Source organism: Streptomyces sp. A 4/2, assembly GCF_940670765.1.
GTDB lineage: Bacteria > Actinomycetota > Actinomycetes > Streptomycetales > Streptomycetaceae > Streptomyces.
On record NZ_CALNVW010000028.1, the window covers coordinates 1 to 16,525 of the forward strand.

The following is a 16,525-nucleotide window of genomic DNA, read 5'->3' on the forward strand; positions in this document are numbered from 1 at the left end:
CTTCCCGCTATGGACGAGGAACTGCGGTCGCTCACGGACCGGCTGCGGGACGAGTCGGGCGGCTCGGCGGCGTACGAGCGGCTCGCCGCCGCCGGGGACCACGAGGAGCTGGCCGCCGTGCTCACCGCGACCGGACAGCCGCTCTGGGCGCGGGAACTCGCCGCCTTCCGGCTGGGGTGCGCCGGTGACCGGAGGGCCTTCGAGGCGCTGGTGCTGCTGCTCAACCACCGTGACCCGCCGCGCTGTGTCTCCGCGGCGTACGCCCTCGCCCGACTCGGCGACCCGCGCACGGCACGCGCCGCCGCGGCCCTCGCCACGAACGGGATGCGCACGGCGTACGCCCTGCAACCGGTGCTGCTGCTCGCCGAGCTCCGGGCGCCCGAGTCCGTGCCCGCGTTGATCCGCGCGCTGGAGCCGCTGCTGGCGCCCGACGCTCCGTACTCGCGAGTGGCGCTCGGCTGTGTGGAAGGGCTCGGGCGGCTCGGTGATCCGCGCGCCCGACCGGTGCTCGAAGCCGCCCTGCGTCACCCCGCGCTGGCCGCCGCCGCGTCGGAGGCGCTGAGCCGCCTCGCGTAACGCACCTCGGGAACGGACACCCCGCCCACGTCGAACGGCTCCTCGGCGCCGTCGGCGGCGAACCCGCGCCTCTCGTAGAACCGCCGGGCGCGGGCGTTCCCTTCGAGCACCCACAGGCGCAGAACACGGTGGCCCGCGGCGCCGGCCCAGGCGAGCGCCTCGGCCATCAGCGCGCGCCCGGCACCGGTGGAGAGGTGCTCCGGCAGGACGTAGAGGGCGTACAGCTCACCGTCCCCGGTACGTGGCACGTCGGGCCGGTACGGTCCGCAGCAGGCCCACCCGATCACCGCGCCGTCGCGTTCGGCGACGATGTTGAACACCCGGCCGCGCCCGGCCGCGAAATGGGCGCGGCGCCGCACCGCGTCCTCGCCCGCGTCCATGGCGTCGAGATACGGCTGCGGGATCAGCCCGGCGTACGCGAACTGCCAGCCGCGCACCCGCACGACGGCCACCGCCTCGCAGTCGTCGGCCGTCATGCCCCTGATGAGCAGCGGACTCCGTGCCTGCTGTTCCCGCTGTGTCTGCTGTTCCCGGTGTTCCCGGGGAAGTCGCGTCGTCACGCGCACATCGTCGCGTGGGCCCGGTCGGGCGGGCCAGCGGATTGACGGCGGACCGTGCCCAGGGCGCGGGGTCAGAGCAGCGTCAGCTGGGTGGGCTCCGCGAGAAGCGGCTCCCGCGGGGCCGGGATCCGGCGCGGCGCACCCCGCTGGGCAGGCCCGATGCCGTACTCGGCCGCCAGCTCGTGCACCTGGCGGGTGATCCTGCGCTGGTACCACTTCGGGGCGTACGCCCCCTCCGCGTACAGCCGCTCGTAGCGCCGCACCAGGTGGGGATGGTGCTGCCCGAGCCAGGCCATGAACCACTCCCTGGCGCCCGGCCGCAGATGCAGTACGAGCGGCGTCACCGAGGTCGCCCCGGAGGCCGCGACGGCGCGCACCGTGGCGCGCAGCTGGTCCGGGTGGTCGCCGAGGAACGGGATCACGGGGGCCATCAGGACCCCGCAGCCGATGCCGCCCTCGGTGAGCGTGCGTACGACGTCCAGTCGCCGCAGGGGGGACGGCGTGCCCGGCTCCACGGTGCGCCACAGCTCCTCGTCCACGAAGCCGACCGATACGGAGACACCGACGTCGGTGACGCTCGCCGCCTGTTGCAGCAGTTCCAGATCGCGCAGGATCAGCGTTCCCTTGGTCAGGACGGAGAACGGGTTCGCATGGTCGCGCAGGGCCGCGATGATGCCCGGCATCAGCCGGTAGCGGCCCTCGGCGCGCTGGTAGCAGTCGACATTCGTCCCCATCGCGATGTGGGCGCCCTGCCACTGCCGGGAGGACAGGCGGCTGCGCAGCAGTTCGGGGGCGTTGACCTTGACGACGATCTGCGAGTCGAATCCCAGGCCGGTGTCCAGGTCGAGATAGCTGTGGGTCCGGCGGGCGAAGCAGTAGACACACGCGTGGGTACAGCCGCGGTAGGGGTTGACCGTCCATTCGAACGGCATCCGTGAGGCGCCGGGCACCCGGTTCACGATCGAGCGGGACCGCACCTCGTGGAAGGTGACTCCGCGGAACTCCGGGGTGTCGAAGGTGCGGGTGACCACCCGGTCCGTCCCGAACAGCGCCGCGTCCCCGGGCGCCCGGCCGTCCCCGCCGCCCTCTTCGGACCCGTTGTCCCCGCCGTTCTCGGTCAGTCGGTCCCAGCGCATGGCGCCTCCTCGGTAGCCTGTGCTCCTGATTAGAACATCTGTTCCCATTGTTCGCACAACCCGGATTTCCGTGGCCGCACCCGAGGTGGTTGGCTCAGCACGCGGTTCATCACACCGACTGAAGAACGACAGCTGGAGGAACTGGTATGGCGCAGGTAGAGGCCACCACGGAGCGGATCATCGCGGCGGACGCGGAGGCGGCGTTCGACGCGCTGGCCGACTACACCGGCACGCGGGCGAAGCTCCTGCCCGAGCACTTCAGCGAGTACGAGGTCCGGGAGGGCGGCGACGGCGAGGGCACGGTCGTCCACTGGAAGCTCCAGGCCACCAGCAAGCGCATCCGCGACTGCCTGCTCGACGTGACCGAGCCGACCGACGGTCAGCTCGTCGAGAAGGACCGCAACTCCTCCATGGTCACGACCTGGACGGTCACCCCGGCCGGGGAGGGGAAGTCCCGGGTCGTCGTCTCCACCGTGTGGAACGGCGCCGGAGGCATCGGCGGATTCTTCGAGAAGACCTTCGCACCCAAGGGACTTGGACGCATCTACGACGAGCTGCTGGAAAAGCTCGACGCCGAAGTGAGCAAGTGACCCCGCATCGATCCCGCATCGATCCCCGCACCGATGCCCGCATCGATCCCCGCGCCAACTCATTCGAGCGGAATTGATGCTCACCGGTTCGAGTGGTTTTCTCAGCGGCCCCGTTGTACGCCGTAGGGGCTCCCACCGGCCCTGAAGCCTCCGGCGTGCGCCTCGCGCGCTGATCGTCGCGCTTGCACCCCCTTGTCGTCGAATGCGAGAAAAGGGCGGCGCAGGCGCGACGAGGGGAGCAGTACGTGGGTGGAATCACTCTGGTGAAGGACGGGCACGCCGATGTGCCGACGGAGCCGGTGACCGTCGTACCTCCGCCACCTCCGGCAGCGGCGCAGCAGGTTCAACTCAGCCCGCGCCGGGTGCGGATGGTCTTCTTCGGGCTGATGCTCACGCTGCTGCTCGCGGCTCTCGACCAGATGATCGTGGCGACCGCGCTGCCGAAGATCGTCGGTGAGCTGCACGGCCTGGACAAGATGTCCTGGGTCGTCACCGCGTACCTGCTGGCCTCCACGATCGGTCTGCCGGTCTACGGCAAACTCGGCGACCTCTTCGGCCGCAAGAGCATCTTCATGTTCGCGATCGTCGTCTTCGTGATCGGCTCGGCGCTGGCCGGCTGGTCCCGGACGATGAACGAACTCGTCGGCTTCCGCGCGATCCAGGGCATCGGCGGCGGTGGCCTCATGATCGGCGTGCAGGCGATCATCGGGGACATCGTGCCGCCCCGGGAACGCGGCCGGTTCATGGGGCTGATCGGCGCGGTGTTCGGACTGGCCTCCGTCGCCGGACCGCTCATCGGCGGCTTCTTCACCGACCACGCCTCCTGGCGCTGGTGCTTCTACGTCAACGTGCCGTTCGGCGTGGTCACCCTGGTGGTCATCGCCCTCGTCCTGAAGCTGCCGAAACCCACCGCCAAGCCGCGTCTGGACATCCTCGGCGCGCTGCTCCTCGCGGCGGCCTCCACCTGCCTCGTCCTGCTGACGACCTGGGGCGGCACGCAGTACGCCTGGGGCTCACGCACCATCCTCGGTCTGGCCGCCGGTACGGTCGTGACGGCCCTGCTCTTCCTCGTCGTCGAGCACCGCACACCCGAACCGATCATCCCGCTGCGGCTGTTCCGTGACTCGATCTTCAACGTCACCGCGCTCGTCGGCGCGGTGGTGGGCATCGCGCTCTTCGGCGCGGCCAGCTATCTGCCGACCTTCCTGCAGATGGTCGACGGGGCCAGCGCCACCGAGTCCGGGCTGTACATGCTGCCGATGATGGGCGGAGTCGTCGTCGCCTCCGTGGTGTCGGGCCAACTGACCAGCCGCACCGGCCGGTACAAGCTGTACCCGGTGCTGGGCTGCGCGATCTCGGCCGTCGGCATGTGGCTGCTCTCGCGGCTGAAGACCGGCACACCGCAGGTCGAGTACAGCATCTGGATGGCCGTACTCGGCATCGGTATCGGCCTGATCATGTCGGTCCTGGTGCTGGCCGTGCAGAACTCGGTGGCGCCCCGCGACCTCGGCACCGCCACCAGCGCCAACAACTACTTCCGGCAGATCGGCGGCAGTGTCGGCGCAGCGATCTTCGGCGCTCTCTTCGCCGGCCGGCTCACCGACGCGCTCGCGGCTCGTATCCCGGCCGGGGCGCACCTCCCGGACGCCGAGTCGATCACCCCGCAACTGGTCCGCACACTGCCGCCCGCGCTGCGGGACGGCTACATCCAGGCGTACGCGGACGCGATGCCCCGGATCTTCCTCTACCTCGTGCCGGTGCTCCTGCTCGGCCTGATCATCGCCTTCTTCCTCAAGGAGAAACCGCTGGTGTCCCACAACACCCCCACGGCCGCACCGGACGCGGCAGTGCCCGCAGCCCGGGTCCCGGCCGCGCCCTACTCCGTGGGCGTTCCCGTCTGCGGGACCGTCCAGCACTACGACGGCTCCACCGTGCCGCGCGCCGCGCTCACCCTGATCGACGTCACCGGCCGCCAGATCGGCCGCGGCGCGAGCGGCGAGGACGGGCGGTACGCGCTGAGCGTGCCCGGATCGGGCTCGTACGTCCTGATCGCGGCGGCCGGCGGCCACCAGCCGCAGGCCGTCAGTGTCACCGTCGGTGAGCGCGCCGTCGACCTCGACGTGATCCTCGGTGGTGCGGGGCGGCTCGCGGGCACCGTGGTCACCGCGGACGGCACCCCGGTGCGCGACGCCGCGGTGACCCTCACCGACGTACGCGGGGAAGTCGTCGCGACCACCCGCAGCGGGCGCGAAGGCACCTACGTCATCACCGAGTTGGTGGCCGGCGAGTACACCCTCGCGGGCAGCGCCCCCGCCTTCCGCCCCGCCGCCCTCCCGGTGAGCGTGCAGGCCGCGCGGGAGACCCGGCAGGACGTCGAACTGGCCGGTGGCGCGGTGCTGCGCGGCACGGTGCGCGCCAGTGGCGGCCGGCCGGTCGAGGACGCCCGGGTCACCCTGCTCGACGCGGCGGGCAATGTGGTCGACACCCTCACCACGGGCGCCGACGGTGCCTTCCGGTTCGTCGATCTGTCGTCCGGGGAGTACACGGTGATCGCGGCGGGCTACCCGCCGGTCGCGACGGTCCTCCAGGTGGCGGGCGGCGGGCGTACCGAACGCGATCTCCAACTGGGGCACGAGGACTGATGAGCTGACGTGTCGCGCGCGGGCGCAGGAGCCAGTCGGCGGCTGCCCCGCGAGCGCTCGTCGCCGTGCCGTGGGGAGGAGCCGCAGCGCCTTGGGCAGACCCCGCTTCACACCGGTTCGTACGGGACCGGGCGGCCACGTACGTACAACTCCCCTGCTGTGGTGGCGTGGAGGTCACGGTGTCGAGGAGACCCTCCGCGCCACGTTTCTCTCCGCCGTTGCGGACTTCGATCGCCTTCCACCGTACGACGTATCGGGTGACGTGAGCCGCGCCCTCCGCGCGCCTCACGGTGTTCCCCAGGACTCCACGCAGGCTGGGCCTGACCCTTGGAGGCATATCGTGTCCGTGCCCGCCTGCACACCTCGCCGGATGTCCGCTGTTCTCGCCGCTCTGGCCGTGGGCATTCCTGCTCTCGCTCTCGTGCTGTCCAGTACTGCCGGCGCCGCCACCGGCGTCCCCGATCCCTCTCACCCCGGGGACGACTTCGCCGGTTCCCAGATCCTCAGACATGAGGGCACCGGCACGAGTGGCGTCGCACTCACCGCCGCCCGGGGCACGGAGGGCGTCGACGTCAGCAGCCATCAGGGCAACGTCGCATGGTCCCCGCTGTGGAAGTCCGGCGTGAGGTTCGCCTACATCAAGGCGACGGAGTCCACCAGTTACACGAACCCGTTCTTCGCCCAGCAGTACAACGGGTCGTACAAAGCCGGCATCATCCGGGGCGCCTACCATTTCGCCACCCCCAACACCTCCAGCGGCGCCGCCCAGGCCCAGTACTTCCTCGCTCACGGCGGCGGCTGGTCCAAGGACGGCAAGACCCTGCCCGGCGCTCTGGACATGGAGTACAACCCTTACGGCGCCACCTGCTACGGACTGAGCCACCAGGGCATGGTCAACTGGGTCAGGGACTTCTCCAGGACCTACAAGGCGAAGACCGGCCGGGATGTCGTCCTGTACACCTCCACGAACTGGTGGAAGAGCTGTACCGGGAACAACTCCGGGTTCGGCAAGACCAATCCGCTGTGGGTGCCGAGCTACGGTTCGTCCGTCGGAGTCCTGCCTGCGGGCTGGAGGTACCAGACCATCTGGCAGTACACCTCCAAGGGGGCGACGGTCGGTGACCACGACCGGTTCAACGGGAATCTCGACCGCGTGAAAGCCCTCGCGAACGGCTGACCGGCGTCCTCGCACCATGGCAAGCCCGAGGCACGACATGGCTACGCGCATGTCGGGAATGACAGTCGCACAGCCGGGGCCCCGGGTCGGCTCTCCGAGGGGACGTGCGCCCGGTGTGCGCGGGCGCACCCCCCATCGGGGCGGATTCCGGCGATGACCCGCGGACGCCGGACCCGGGGCCGTACGGTGGGCTTACGTACCGCAGAGCCTTGCGGCCGGGAAGGAGCCTTCCAGCCATGGACCTTGGTGTACCGCCGCAGAGGTCACCGCAGTCGCGCGACGCCGCGGCGGGCCGAGTGCCGCTCGCCGTGGTCGTCGTGGGCGCGGACGGACTGGTGTCGCACTGGTCGACCGGCGCCCGACGGCTCTTCGGTGTGGCGCGGGAGGACGCGATCGGCTGCGCGGCCGGTGAACTGCTGCCGGTTTCCGGTGCGTTGCGGCAGGAGGAGGAGCTGGGGCCGGACGGTACGTACGCCGACTTCGGCCCCGAGCTGGACAGTTCCCTCAGCGGGATCACCGCCTACCCGACAGCGGGCCGGGCCCGGGTGGACGAGCCGCGGCGCGGCCGTATCGACGTCCTCTGGTGGGCCTACCCGCTGGTCGGTCCGGGCCCCGAGCGGCTGCTCGTACTCGCCGCGGACGCCGCCCAACTGGGCGAGGACGAGGGGAACGGCGGCGCGGACGCCGAGACGATCTCCCCGGCCTTCGCGCTCCACACCGACTTCCCCGGCTACCAGGACCTGGCGGGCAGGCTCCCCGAGATCCTGCCCCACATGAGCGTTCACCAGGCGACCGGGATCGTCGCGCAGGTCCTCGAACTCGGCTATCCGGTCCTGGAGTTCAGCCAACGCGACCTGGTTCCCGTCACCCCCGACTGGGGTGTGCCGCGGCGGCGGTCGCGCCGCTGGACCCGTGGGCCGGGCGAGGCGGCCGACGACGCCCGCACGGCGCGTGCCGCGCCCCGTCCGGAACTCGACCTCGAATACGGCGCCGTCCGCGAACGGCTGGAATTCCTCAACGAGGTCAGTGGCCGGATCGGTACCTCACTCGATCTGGAACGCACCATCCGCGAGGTCACCAGCGCCGCGGTGCCGCGCTTCACCGACTTCGCGGGTACGCATCTGCGCGCCGCGGTCCTCGCCGGTGAGGGCTTCCCCGACGGCCCGCCCGACGTGACCACCATCTGGCACCGGGTGTGGGTCGAGCACAACGACGAACCGGGCCGTTGGGACGACACCGTGCCGGTCGGCGAGGCCATCGCCTTCCCCGACCACACGCCGTTCTTCCAGTGCATGGTCACCGGCGAGCCCGTCCTCATCCCGACGATCAGCGAGGAGCAGGGCAACCGCATCTCCGGCGAGTTCGAGAAGCGTGACCTGCGTCCGCTGATCAACCACCGGTCCATGCTGATCGTGCCGTTGAAGGCACGTGATGTCGTTCTCGGATTCATGGTGCTGATGCGGCGTCCCGGCCGGGAGCCCTTCGACGACATGGACCGCACCACCGGCGCCGAACTCGCGGCCCGCGCCGGGCTGGTCCTCGACAACGCCCGGATGTACACCTACCAGGAGAACGTCGCCGAGACGCTCCAGGACAGCATGCTGCCCAAGGTCGAACCGCGGATGGCGGGCTGCGACATCGCCACCCGCTACCTCCCCGGGGCCCGCCTCGGCCGGGTCGGCGGCGACTGGTTCGACTCGGTGAAACTGCCCGGCTCCCGGACGGCGCTCGTCGTCGGTGACGTCATGGGACACGGCCTCAACTCTGCGGCGATGATGGGGCAGTTGCGCACCGCCGTACTGACCATGGCCACCATGGAGATGCCACCCGCCCAGCTCCTGCGCAACCTCGACGACCTGGCGCAGCGCCTCGGCGAGCAGTATCTGGCGACCTGTCTGTACGCCGTCTACGACCCGATCCGCTCCGAGATCCAGATCGCCAACGCCGGACACATCCCACCGGTCCTGGTGCGCGCCGAGGACGGCCGCGCCGAACTGCTCGACCTGCCGACCGGCGCACCCATCGGCGTCGGCGGAGTCGCCTTCGAGACCGCGACCGTGCGGGTCGGCCCGGGGGACCGTCTCATCCTCTGCACCGACGGGCTCGTCGAGGTGCGGGGCCAGGACATCGGCGCCGGACTCGCCGCGCTCTGCGCGTCGGCGGCCCACCCCGCCGCCTCGATGGACGACGCCTGCGACACCATCATCCGGGCCCTCAATCCGCGAGACGGCCGCAAGGACGACGTGGCCCTGCTGATGGCCCGGGTGAACGGGATCCCCGACGACGACGTCGCCGAATGGCAGCTCGACATCGACCCGCGCGAGGTCGCGCGGGCCCGGCGGATCGTCCGGGACCAGTTGCTCGACTGGAGCCTGCCGGGTGCGGTGGAGTCGGCCGAGCTGATGGTCAGCGAGCTGGTCACCAACGCTGTGAAACACAGCCGTACGCACCGGATCGGGCTCCGGCTGGTCCGGACAGCCGCACTGCTCTGTGAGGTCAGCGACGACGAACCGGCCCCGGCGGCACTGCTCGACGCCTCCGACCAGGACGAGTTCGGCCGCGGTCTGCGGGTGGTGAGCAGCCTCGCCCGGGAATGGGGCACCAGCGCCACCGCGCACGGCAAGACCGTCTGGTTCGAGCAGGCCCTGGGCCGGGCTCCCCGCCCGCCGTCGCACAGCTGGTGACGGTGGCCATCCCCGGCACGGCCCCGGACGCCGGAGATCGTCCGCACTGTTGCCTCCGGCGTGCAGGAACGGTAATCCGGTCCTGAACAGGAAGCATGCGGCAGGCCGGACCCGGGAGTGCGTATGGATGTGTCAGAGAAGTACCGTGAGTCGTGGGAAGGCTTCTGGTCGGCCACCTCCGACACCCAGGGCGAGGCGATCTGGGACTCCGACCCGTCTCTCGCCTCCGTACCGCACAGCGAGTTGCTGCTGCCGTACGCCGACACCTCGCTCCCCGTCGTCGATCTCGGCTGCGGCAACGGTACCCAGACCCGCTATCTGGCCACCGTGTTCGCCCGCGCGCTGGGAGTGGATCTCTCCCATGCGGCGATCGAACACGCACGCCGCGCGGACACCACCGGAGTGGCCGAGTTCGCGCAGCTCGACCTGGTGGACGGCGAAGCGGTCCGGGCTCTGCACGAGCGCGTAGGCGACAGCAACGTCTACATGCGGGCGGTCATCCACCAGAGCGAACCCGAGGCACGCCCCGCCGTCGCCGCGGCCGTCGCCGCACTGGTGGGGGAGCAGGGCCGGGCCTTCGTCGTCGAACTCACCCCCGCCTCCCAGGGTGTGCTCAAGGAGGCGGCCGGGGAGCCGCAGGGCCCGCCCGAGAAACTGCGCAGGGTGTACGACTACGGGCTCAAGCCGGCCTCGGCCACCGACGAGGAGGTGCCGGAGCTGCTGCGCGGTGCGGGGCTGGCGATACTCGCGAGCGGCGACACGGCACTGCCGCAGACCGAACACCTGGCGGACGGGACCAGGATCGACCTGCCCGCCCGCTGGTTCGTCCTCGCTGCCGCCGCCTGATGTCCCGTCCGTACGAGCGGCGCTGATGCGGGGGCGTGGCGGTCCGGTCGGCGCGCGGACCGCCACGACCCCGCGGATCAGCGGGTGACCATCAGCTTCCGGACGCCGTAGTTGGTACCGGTGAAGTCCATCGGCACCTCCTCCAGCGGGGTCGCGAGCCGCAGGCCGGGGAAGCGCGCGAAGAGCCGGGGCAGCACCGTGGTCAACTCGGCCCGTGCGACGTTCTGGCCCAGGCAGGCGTGGACGCCGTAGCCGAAGCCCATGTGCCGGACCATCTTCCGGTCCAGGTCGAGCGTGTCGGGGTTCTCGAAGACCCGCGGGTCCCGGTTGGCCGCGTTCATGGCGACCACCACCAGCTCGCCCTTCTTGATCTGCGCGCCGCCGAGCTCCAGGTCCTCCTTGGCCACCCGGCCGAGACCGAACTGAACGATCGTCAGGTAGCGCATCAGCTCCTCGACCGCGGCCCCCGTCCCGGCCGGTTCGGCGAGCAGGGCCTCGCGCTGCTCGGGGTGGGTCAGCAGGGTGAGCGTGGACAGGCCCATCATGGCGGCCGTGGTGTCATGGCCCGCGAAGAGCAACAGCACACCGAGACCGATGAGTTGGGAGTCCGTCAGGATCGATTCCTCGTCGTCCGCCTTGGCGATCAGCTCGGCGAGGATGCCCTCGGTGTCGCCGGTACGGCGCTTCTCGGCGACCAGCGCGGTGATGTAGTCGATCAGCCAGTGGGCGCCCGCGTCCCGTTCCGCACGGCTCCTGGCCATGTCCATCATCGCCTCGGTGGCGTGGTGGAAGCCGTCCCGGTCCTTGTACGGGACGCCGAGAAGCTCACAGATCACCAGGCACGGAATCGGCAGCGCCATCGCCTGGACGAAGTCGAACGTCTCGGGCCCGGCCTCGATGGCGTCCAGGTGCTCGTCGACGATCTTCTCCAGGTACGGCTGGAGCTTGGTCCGTACGGCCTTCGGTGTGAAGCGCCCTGCGAGCAGCCGCCGGTGGGCGCCGTGCTCCGGCTCGTCCATGAAGACGAACCCCACGTCGAAGGGGGAGTCCTCGCCCGCCTCGGACACCTCTCCCTCGGGGGTGTCGTGACGGGGGCGCTTCGCGCTCAGCCGCGGGTCGCTGAAGACCTGACTGCCCTCGTCGAAGCGGGTGACCAGCCAGCCGCTCGAACCGTTGGGGAAGCGCACCCTGACGACGGGCTGTTCCTCGCGCAGCTGGGTGAACTCCGCGGGCGGGTCCAGCGGCCGGCCGGGGGCCCGGGTGACGGGCTGGTCGATCAACGCCGTTCCGGAGGGAGCCTGTTCGGTGCGGGGGTCGGTCATTCCTGCTCCTGGTGGGGGGTGTGGGCCGCGATGGCCGCGGTGATGCCGGTGTGGGTGGCGGTGCCGTTGCACCAGCCGACGTACACGGCCAGATGAAGGGCCGCCTCGCGGAGCTGATCGGGGGTCAGCTCGTCGTTGACGAGGCCGCCGTTGGCGATGATCTGTACGAGTTCGGACCGGCCGGTGGAGGCGGCCACGCCGAGCGTGAGCATCCGCCGGTCCCGTACGGACAGACCGGGACGGCTCCAGACCTGCGCGAAGAGGTAGTCGACGGTCTCGCCGGTGAAGGGCTCACCGGTGTCCGGGACGGCCGAGCTGAAGCCCGGTCCGTAGACCCGGTCCATCATCTCCAGCCCCAGCCGGTGCAGATCGTCACCGGCCGGGGCGGGGCGCTCGCCGCGCTCCAGGGTGTGGCGGGCGTGCGTACGCGCGACGTCGACCAGCGGGACCTCGACGCCGAGCGCCGCAGCGAGGTCCCTGGCGGCGTCCAGGTCCTTGGTCATCAACGGCTCCACCTGCGCACCGACAGCGTCCGGCAGCGCGCCGTCGGGGCCGTGCATGCCCAGCAGTTGGAGCAGGGTCCGGCCCTCGGGGTCGGCGGTGTCGATCACCTCGGCGAGCCTGGCCGGGTCCACGCCCGCGGCGCCTGCCAGCGCAGCGGCCTCCGCGACGGCGCGCCAGCTGCCGTACGTGACCACATTGCGGGCGATCTTGGTGGCCATCCCGGCGCCGAGCGGACCGCAGTGCACGACCTTCCGGGCCCAGTCGTCGAGTACGGGCAGCGCCGCGTCCACCGTGGCCCGGTCGCCGCCGACGATCGCGACCATGCCGTTCTCGGCCGCCCGGTCGCCGGGCGTCACCCCGCAGTCCAGGAAGCCGACACCGCCGGCCGCGCACAGCGCGGCCAGCTCGTGGACGACCGGCAGGGCGACGGTGGCGAGCAGCACGACGGTCAGGCCCGGATGGGCGCCCGCCAGCAACCCGTCCTCCCCGCCGATCACTTCGCGCGCCTGACCGGCGTCGACGACGGCGACCATCACCACATCGCTGCCCCGGGCCACCTCGGCGGGCGAGGCCAGCGGATCCGGGACTCCGGCCAGGTCCGCAGAGGCATCCGGCCGGATGTCGTGAACCAGCGGGGTCCGGCCGCGCCGCGCCATGCTGACGGCGACCCCGCCGCCGATCATGCCGAGACCCACCACGCCTGCCCGCAGGGGCTGTTGGTCCGTCATACCGCTTCTCCTCCAGGAAAGGGGGCGCAATCGGCGACCAGCGCCCGGTACCCGCGGGTCGCACGCGGCATGTTCACTCCGGCTGCCCCGCAGACCCGGCCGTCCTTCGCGTACAGCGCGACCAGTCGGCGGTCGGCGAGACCGCCCTCGGCGATCCGCACCTCGTCCGCGTCCCGGGTCCGCCCGTAGACCTGGATCTTCAGGTCGTACTGGTCGGACCAGACGTACGGCACCGGGTCGAAGGGAACCGCGGCGCCCGGACCGGCCAGGATGTTGCGGGCCACGGCCAGGCCCTGTTCGGCGGCGTTCGTACGGTGCTCGATCCTGACCCGGCCCCCGGCGCGCGGGTGCGGCCAGCTGGCGACGTCCCCCGCCGCCCAGACGCCGGAACCCGCGTACAGGGTGGCGTCGCACTCGACGCCGTTCCCGACGGTGATGCCGCTTCCGTCGAGCCAGGAGGTGTGGGGGCGGGCGCCGATGCCGACCAGTACCGCGTCGGCCGCGACGGTGCTGCCGTCGCGGAGCCGTACACCGGTCGTACGGCCGCCCTCGGCCAGCACCTGCTCGACCGGGGCGCCCGCGACGATCCGTACCCCGTGTTCCCGGTGGACCTCCGCCAGCATTCCGCCCAGTTGGGGCCCCAGCGCATCGGCCAGGGGCACCGGCGCGTCCGTGACCATCGTGACCTCGGCGCCGGCCCGGCGGGCCACCGCAGCGGCCTCGGCGCCCACGAAGCCCGCGCCGACGATCACCAGACGTGGCCCGGCGCGCAGTTCCGTACGGAAGGCGAGCGCGTCCTCCAGCGTGCGCAGGACGTGTACCCCGGCGATCCCCTCGGTGCCGGGCAGCCGGCGGGCGGCGGCGCCGGTGGCCACCACCAGTGCGTCGTAGCCGATCCGGCTGCCGTCGGCGAGGGTCACCTCGCTGCGGTCCGTGTCCAGCGCGACGGCCGCGGTCCCGAGCCGCAGGTCGAGGTCGAGTGCCTCGATGGCGTCGGCGCCGCGCAGCGGGAGGCGGTCGCTCTCCCACTCTCCGGTCAGTAGCTGTTTGGACAACGGCGGCCTGTCGTACGGGAGATGGGCCTCGGCGCCGACAAGGGTGAGTTGCCCGGCGTAGCCGCCGCGCCGCAGCCCTTCGACCACGCTCAGTCCGGCCGCCGACGCCCCGACCACGGCGATACGGGACGGAGCGCTCACCGGCTCACCTCGATCGCCGCGGCCGGGCAGACCGCCGCGGCCTGGCGCACGTTCTCGTACTCGCTCTCCGGCGGGTCGGGGTCGAGGAGGACCACCACGCCGTCCTCGTCGCGCTGGTCGAACACTTCGGGGGCGGCGAGCACGCACTGGCCCGCTCCGCAGCACTTGTCGAAGTCGAGGGAAACCTTCATGCCAAAACCTCCGTCTGGCCCTTGGGGGAGGGCGGATCGGATGGGGCGGCCGGACAACAAACTGATTGCCCAAGTCACCTAACTAAGTTCAGTCATGGACGCTAGACCTCCGCCCCGCCCCCGTCCATCCCGGTCGCTGTGATCCAACTCACGGTGTGCGGTGGGTTTCTACGCCTGGTGATGATCTCCGGATTCCTGGTGGGCGCCTCCGGGCTCGCCCGCACCGGCCAGCATGGCCCTGATCTGGCGCGAAGCCGCCGTCTCCGCGACCGGAGGGCCGAACGGCTGCCCCTCGGGCGCCCGTTGGGGCACGAGAGCGTCGACGAGGCCGTCGGCCACGTTCAGGATGAGCGCGTCCATCGGCGCGGTGGACAGCAGGGAGTGGGACAGTGCGATGTTGCCGTGCAGCCCGGCCCACAGGGTGAGCGCGGCCTGCTCCACCGGCAGGGCCAGCGTGCCGCCCTCGTCCACGCAGCGCGCGCACGCGGCCCGCAGGCTCGACGACACGTGACGGGACGGATGGCGGTTGATGCGCGTCGCCGCGACCGAGGGCTGCGGCACCTCGAACATCAGCCGGTAGTGACCCGGATTGTCCAGGGCGAAGCGGCAGTACGCCCGCGCCTGGGCCCGCAGCCTGTTCCGGGCGTCCTGCGGCCGGGCCGCCGCGTCGGCCGCGGTCATCCGGGCCGCGAGATCGGTGTACTTGTCGTCCAGTGCCGCCCACACCAGCTCGGCCTTGTCGGCGAAGTGCAGATAGATGCTGGGGGCGGCGACACCGACCTCACGGGCGACCGCGCGGATGGTGAGCTTGTCGATGCCACCCCAGTCGTCCAGCAGCCGGCCGACCGCGGCCAGGATGTCCCTGCGCAGCTGCTCACCGTGTCCGCGAGGGTTGCGCGCCCGCCCCGCCGCGGGCCCCTCGGGCGCCGTCCGTTCCGTCATGAGTTGCCCTCTCGCTCGGGGCAGAGCCTAGGTCCTTTCGACTGGGTCGGGCCGCTCCCGGTCGGTTCCGCCCCGGCGGTCCGCTGCGCGGTGTCCCAGGTGACGGACAGCTGGTGCATGGGCGAACGCACGTGCTGATCGGGGTGAACATTCATGGAACCCGTACTCCCGGAAGATCATCTTCCTTTCCGGCGCGGCTGATCGAGCCGACCGCACGGAGAGACAGAGAGGGGTCCGGCCGTGACGAGGTCCTTACCGTTGCCCGGCGCGTGCCTGGCCCCGGGCGGAAGGAATGCATGTACACGAAGGCACTTGCACCGGAGTACCAAGGGGCACTGAGCGCACTGTCGGTGAACTCGTCCCTGACGGACGTTCTTGCGGAGGCGACCGAACAGATGGCGCGCGCCGAGCAGTCCGGCGATGTGCGGGAGACGGCCCGCGCCGCGCTGGCGGTCGCGGAGGCGCAGCGAAGGCTCGGCAACATAGCGGAGGCCGACGCGGCCTGGAAGTCGAGTTACCGGACCGCCCGTTCGGCCGGGGACCAGTCCGCCATGGCGTGGGCCCTCTGGAGCGGTGGCACCCTCGCCCGGCAGCGCGGCGGGCTCAACCTGGCCTTCCGCCTGCTGCGGTACGCCGCCGACACCGGCAAGCAGTCCGGTGACGTGGTGGCCCACGGATACTCCCTGGCCGGACTCGCCGAGACGGGCCGCATACAGGGCGACTACCGCGCCGTCGGGGCCCTGCACGACGAACTGCTCGCCGAGGCCCGCAAGCGCGGCGAGGCCAGGCACACGGTCTGGGCACTCGAAGGCATCGCGCAGATGCACCGCAACACCGGCTCCTACGACACCGCGTTCGCGATGTTCGAGGAAGCAGCCGAGATAGCCGAGAAGGCCGATGACCGGCGCGGCTGGGCCTGGGCGCTGCGCGGGATGGCTGATCTCGTTTCCGTACGCGACAAGGACCCCGAGCGGGCACTGGCCCTCCTCGCGGAAGCCGAGAAGACCTGCCGCGAGATGAAGCTGAGCAGCGCACTCGCCTACAACCACAAGATGCAGGCCAACGTCCTCTACCGGGCCGGGCGTTACGCGGAGGCGTCCGCGACGTACGAGGAATCGCTGGCCGAGTTCCTTCTGATGAGCGAGCCGCGCGGTGAGGCGCTCTCCCGGCTCGGCGCGGTCAAGGCGCGTGCCCGTCTCGGCGCCGACGCCGAGCAGACCGCTGCCGAACTGCACGAACTGGCAGGGGTGTTGGACCGCATCGGGCTGCGGCACGCCCGCGCCATGGTCGACAAGGCGCACGCGGAACTGGGCATCGTCCCGGTCGGCACCACCACGGCCGAGGCCGGGGGGGACCCGCGGTGACTTCCTCCCGGGCATCCGTCCTCCCTCCCGCGGAGCACGGCCCGTCGCCACGGGACGCGGACCGGAC

At 71.4% G+C, this 16,525-nt stretch carries 14 protein-coding genes; 7 read left to right on the plus strand and 7 right to left on the minus strand.

Translation table 11 applies throughout. The features are described from left to right. Window positions 1–9 precede the first annotated feature (9 nt). Window positions 10–576 carry an adenylosuccinate lyase gene (locus NBY69_RS21045; protein ID WP_250302739.1) on the plus strand — a complete coding sequence of 189 codons (567 nt, stop codon included), beginning with the start codon at window positions 10–12 and terminating at the stop codon, window positions 574–576. Here NBY69_RS21045 and NBY69_RS21050 read toward each other — a convergent pair. Together NBY69_RS21050 and NBY69_RS21055 are read right to left on the minus strand one after the other, a co-directional pair. After that, window positions 525–1,136: a GNAT family N-acetyltransferase gene (locus tag NBY69_RS21050; protein WP_308409494.1), complete on the minus strand. Its 612-nt coding sequence runs from the start codon at window positions 1,134–1,136 to the stop codon at window positions 525–527. The two genes, NBY69_RS21045 and NBY69_RS21050, sit on opposite strands and share 52 nt — an antisense overlap. Window positions 1,137–1,207: 71 nt before the next feature. After that, complete coding sequence (locus NBY69_RS21055) at window positions 1,208–2,272, minus strand: Rv2578c family radical SAM protein (protein WP_250302629.1); 1,065 nt, start codon at window positions 2,270–2,272, stop codon at window positions 1,208–1,210. Window positions 2,273–2,418: 146 nt separating this feature from the next. Here NBY69_RS21055 and NBY69_RS21060 point away from each other — a divergent pair, with 146 nt between their 5' ends. The 5 genes from NBY69_RS21060 to NBY69_RS21080 all read left to right on the plus strand — a co-directional run bounded on the left by NBY69_RS21060 (window position 2,419) and on the right by NBY69_RS21080 (window position 10,211). Further along, complete coding sequence (locus NBY69_RS21060; RefSeq protein ID WP_250302631.1) at window positions 2,419–2,862, plus strand: SRPBCC family protein; 444 nt, start codon at window positions 2,419–2,421, stop codon at window positions 2,860–2,862. Between the two features lie 245 nt (window positions 2,863–3,107). Next, window positions 3,108–5,504, plus strand: a complete 2,397-nt coding sequence (locus NBY69_RS21065; protein WP_374211312.1) for an MFS transporter — start codon at window positions 3,108–3,110, stop codon at window positions 5,502–5,504. A 370-nt stretch (window positions 5,505–5,874) separates the two neighbouring features. Next, window positions 5,875–6,681 (plus strand): lysozyme, encoded by an 807-nt coding sequence (locus NBY69_RS21070; RefSeq protein WP_250302633.1) that lies wholly within the window; start codon window positions 5,875–5,877, stop codon window positions 6,679–6,681. 236 nt (window positions 6,682–6,917) lie between these two features. After that, window positions 6,918–9,365 carry a SpoIIE family protein phosphatase gene (locus NBY69_RS21075; protein WP_250302635.1) on the plus strand — a complete coding sequence of 816 codons (2,448 nt, stop codon included), beginning with the start codon at window positions 6,918–6,920 and terminating at the stop codon, window positions 9,363–9,365. 123 nt (window positions 9,366–9,488) lie between these two features. Further along, the gene (locus NBY69_RS21080) at window positions 9,489–10,211 is read left to right on the plus strand and encodes a class I SAM-dependent methyltransferase (RefSeq protein ID WP_250302637.1); all 723 of its coding nucleotides are present in this window, start codon (window positions 9,489–9,491) and stop codon (window positions 10,209–10,211) included. A 77-nt stretch (window positions 10,212–10,288) separates the two neighbouring features. On the opposite strand, the gene NBY69_RS21085 is transcribed toward NBY69_RS21080, so the two are convergent. The 5 genes from NBY69_RS21085 to NBY69_RS21105 form a co-directional block, all read right to left on the minus strand. Further along, window positions 10,289–11,533, minus strand: a complete 1,245-nt coding sequence (locus tag NBY69_RS21085) for a cytochrome P450 (RefSeq protein ID WP_250302639.1) — start codon at window positions 11,531–11,533, stop codon at window positions 10,289–10,291. Next, window positions 11,530–12,765, minus strand: a complete 1,236-nt coding sequence (locus tag NBY69_RS21090) for an NAD(P)-binding domain-containing protein (RefSeq protein WP_250302642.1) — start codon at window positions 12,763–12,765, stop codon at window positions 11,530–11,532. Before NBY69_RS21090 ends, NBY69_RS21085 begins: the two co-directional genes overlap by 4 nt. Next, on the minus strand, window positions 12,762–13,991 hold the full coding sequence (locus NBY69_RS21095) for an NAD(P)/FAD-dependent oxidoreductase (RefSeq protein WP_374211316.1): 1,230 nt from the start codon (window positions 13,989–13,991) through the stop codon (window positions 12,762–12,764). Before NBY69_RS21095 ends, NBY69_RS21090 begins: the two co-directional genes overlap by 4 nt. Beyond that, window positions 13,958–14,152, minus strand: coding sequence for a ferredoxin (locus tag NBY69_RS21100; RefSeq protein ID WP_250302645.1), 195 nt, complete (start codon window positions 14,150–14,152; stop codon window positions 13,958–13,960). Before NBY69_RS21100 ends, NBY69_RS21095 begins: the two co-directional genes overlap by 34 nt. A 168-nt stretch (window positions 14,153–14,320) precedes the next feature. Beyond that, entirely contained in the window at window positions 14,321–15,094 is a 774-nt protein-coding gene (locus NBY69_RS21105; protein WP_250302647.1) for a TetR/AcrR family transcriptional regulator, read from the minus strand. A 296-nt stretch (window positions 15,095–15,390) separates the two neighbouring features. On the opposite strand from NBY69_RS21105, the gene NBY69_RS21110 reads away from it, so the two are divergent. Next, the gene (locus NBY69_RS21110; RefSeq protein WP_250302649.1) at window positions 15,391–16,458 is read left to right on the plus strand and encodes a tetratricopeptide repeat protein; all 1,068 of its coding nucleotides are present in this window, start codon (window positions 15,391–15,393) and stop codon (window positions 16,456–16,458) included. The last annotated feature ends 67 nt before the right edge of the window (window positions 16,459–16,525 follow it).

What these genes read in the sequence shown, in the direction of transcription:
- NBY69_RS21100 (WP_250302645.1), bottom strand. Translation starts at nt 14,152, where the DNA reads ATGAAGGTTTCCCTCGACTTCGACAAGTGCTGCGGAGCGGGCCAGTGC.
- NBY69_RS21110 (WP_250302649.1), top strand. Translation starts at nt 15,391, where the DNA reads ATGTACACGAAGGCACTTGCACCGGAGTACCAAGGGGCACTGAGCGCA.
- NBY69_RS21055 (WP_250302629.1), bottom strand. Translation starts at nt 2,272, where the DNA reads ATGCGCTGGGACCGACTGACCGAGAACGGCGGGGACAACGGGTCCGAA.
- NBY69_RS21045 (WP_250302739.1), top strand. Translation starts at nt 10, where the DNA reads ATGGACGAGGAACTGCGGTCGCTCACGGACCGGCTGCGGGACGAGTCG.
- NBY69_RS21070 (WP_250302633.1), top strand. Translation starts at nt 5,875, where the DNA reads ATGTCCGCTGTTCTCGCCGCTCTGGCCGTGGGCATTCCTGCTCTCGCT.
- NBY69_RS21085 (WP_250302639.1), bottom strand. Translation starts at nt 11,533, where the DNA reads ATGACCGACCCCCGCACCGAACAGGCTCCCTCCGGAACGGCGTTGATC.
- NBY69_RS21080 (WP_250302637.1), top strand. Translation starts at nt 9,489, where the DNA reads ATGGATGTGTCAGAGAAGTACCGTGAGTCGTGGGAAGGCTTCTGGTCG.
- NBY69_RS21060 (WP_250302631.1), top strand. Translation starts at nt 2,419, where the DNA reads ATGGCGCAGGTAGAGGCCACCACGGAGCGGATCATCGCGGCGGACGCG.
- NBY69_RS21105 (WP_250302647.1), bottom strand. Translation starts at nt 15,094, where the DNA reads ATGACGGAACGGACGGCGCCCGAGGGGCCCGCGGCGGGGCGGGCGCGC.
- NBY69_RS21090 (WP_250302642.1), bottom strand. Translation starts at nt 12,765, where the DNA reads ATGACGGACCAACAGCCCCTGCGGGCAGGCGTGGTGGGTCTCGGCATG.
- NBY69_RS21075 (WP_250302635.1), top strand. Translation starts at nt 6,918, where the DNA reads ATGGACCTTGGTGTACCGCCGCAGAGGTCACCGCAGTCGCGCGACGCC.